General features: G+C 56.4%; 2 protein-coding genes. Both read left to right on the plus strand.

What is annotated here, in order from left to right:
* A partial coding sequence (locus RSSM_RS23055; RefSeq protein ID WP_044303366.1) for a DUF1552 domain-containing protein occupies positions 1 to 1107 on the plus strand: 1107 nt, incomplete at its 5' end.
* On the plus strand, positions 1104 to 2339 hold the full coding sequence (locus RSSM_RS23060) for a hypothetical protein (RefSeq protein WP_008684813.1): 1236 nt from the start codon (positions 1104 to 1106) through the stop codon (positions 2337 to 2339). The genes RSSM_RS23055 and RSSM_RS23060, both read left to right, overlap by 4 nt.
* Positions 2340 to 2608 lie beyond the last annotated feature (269 nt).

The raw sequence follows: 2608 nt of genomic DNA on the forward strand, positions 1-2608 counted from the left end.
ATCACGCCCATCAGTGGACTGCATCATCCTCACGCTCTCGGCCATCACCATGGCTGTCAAAACATCTGGTTGACCGGTGGCAAGATCGGCCCCACCGAACGCAATTCGATATCGGTCGACCAACTCATCGCGAGTAAAACCTCGCTCGAAACGCGGTTCTCCTCCCTCGTCCTCAGCAACACCGGTCGGTCGCTGTCCTATAACGCGGATGGAATCCCGGTACCGGCCGAGATCAAACCGGCCGAGGTTTTCAAACGTCTCTTCCGTGCTCCCGAAGGCGGCATCGAACAGGAGCGTCGAGCACTCCAACAAACCGGCAGCGTTCTCGACCTCGTGCTCGAGGAATCGCGATCACTGCAACGCAAGATCGGCAGCGACGACAGGACGCGTTTGGACCAATACCTGTCCTCGGTTCGTGAAGTCGAACGGCGAACCCAACGAGCGGATCACTGGCTCGATGTACCACGGCCCAACATCGATCCGCAAAGCTCGCAACGACTCACGAAAGTCATCTCCCAACAACACGTCGGCGAGTACTTCCGCACGATGTACGACTTGATGGTACTGGCATTTCAAACCGACATGACTCGCGTCATCACGTTTAGCAGCGGCGACGAAGGCAAAGGCCTTCCCATACCGGAAATTTCAATCAACCAAACGCGGCACTCGCTGTCGCATCACAATGGAGACCCCGAACAACTCCGTCGACTCACGCAAAGCGACGCGTTCAATTTCGAACAGTTCGCTTATTTGCTTGATCGATTGTCCGAAGTCGAAGACTCCGACGGCGTCCTGCTCGACACCACGATGGTGCTCTACGGCAGCGGCATGTCCTACGGCCACAGTCATGGGAACGCCAACGTCCCAACCATCTTGGCGGGCGGAAGAAAGCTGGGCCTCAAACACGGACAACATGTCGATTACAACGTCGGCCATTTCGACGGTTACGATCTAGACGACGCGAAGAAGCACTACGGGATCTGTTCACGACCGGTCAACGAAAAGGGGCGACTGAGCAACGTGTTGCTCACAATGGCACAACGGATGGGCGTGGAAACGGGTACTTTCGCCGATAGTCTCGGCTCGCTCAGCGAGGTGGAAGCATGAGACAACTGACACACTGCGTCGCGTTTTGTTGTGGCCTCATCGCCACCATCGCCAGCGGTCAAGAGTCGGTTTCCATCGCAACCCCCGACCGCTTTCCTGATCCAAAAACGTCGCGATACATTTCGGGCGAACTGACGATGGTGGACCACGTCAACCGAATGGGAATCCTCCGAGGCGATCGACTCGATTCGCAAATCAAGTATCACCAAGATCTGCCGCTCAAGTTCAGCATGTTGCCGTATGGATCGATCTTCTATCGCGGTGCCCCCGCTTCGTTGGCCGACATCCCGATCGGCACGCACCTACACGGATGGTTCCATTTAGGAACGGGCGGCGAGTTTGAAGTCAAACTGAAAGAAACCGACTATGCGGCAACGGTAAGCAACCAACCAATCGACCGCTCGCCGGATTCGCCTTGGAACCAAGTCCTGAGGCTGGAAGACGATTTCACGTTCTACCTGCGACAACAGGTGGGATGGGAAATCCAATCAATCGACGAGTCGCAAAAGCAACTGGTTGCTCGGCGAGTCCCAATTCCAGAAAACACCCAACTCTCTGAACTCGCCGGTTATCCGACAGCCGAAGGGCTACACGGCGAACAGACCTTCGACTACACCGTCGCCACACGGGTTTGGAAACAAAACCAGATCGCCAGCACCGAAGATTTGCAGGTCGGACAAGTCGTTCGATACAACCTAACCTGGGCGACGATGTACGGCCCTGGGCGGCTCACTGACATCTGGATCGATCCGGAAAGCCGAGCCACGGCGTCCCTACAACAACGTCAACAATTCGAACAGTTCACCATGGACCGTGGATTCCCAGGCATGGTCACCGACATCGAATACCAAACGAAAGGTGAGGGTGTGGTTACCGTCCATCTCTACGCCGGTTTCGATTCGAAACACCTGCCTCTTTTCCCCATCAAACGTAACGCCCGAGTGATCGTCGCCGAGTCGACGCTTCGTACCTATGACGCGAGCAACGACGGCCAATTCGTTCACGTCACTCAATGGATCGACAACAATGCGAGCAACGCCAATCATCCGCTCGCACCGGGAAGCAGCGGGTGGGTTATACGATTTCAAATGAAGCAACTACTCGAAGGGATTCGCCCAGGCAGAACGGTGCGGCTGAAATCAAATGAATGGACTCGGCACGCGTTACCCCGTGAGGAAAAACTCTCGCCTTTCGACCTCCGCCCCATCGTGTTACTACCGCCGACCGAGTAACGATCCCATCCCACCGACGTGCTCATTCGGCTCAGCCGTTCTCCTGCAGCAGAAAGCAAAGGTGGAGAAAGCATCTCACCCCGACACCTTTGCATCTCTCAACCTCCCGAACAAAGTTGGCGAGGGTCGGCCCCAAGCGTCCAGCGAGAATCCCAGGGAGCCCCCCACCCCTGATATACACAGGATCCCCTCGCCCCGCCTCGGGGAGATGGTCCGGGGGAGACGGGCAAACCCAATGGCTTTGGGTGCTGGAAAACCCAAGCATCGAT

The organism is Aporhodopirellula sallentina SM41 (assembly GCF_000346505.1).
GTDB classification, from domain to species: domain Bacteria; phylum Planctomycetota; class Planctomycetia; order Pirellulales; family Pirellulaceae; genus Rhodopirellula; species Rhodopirellula sallentina.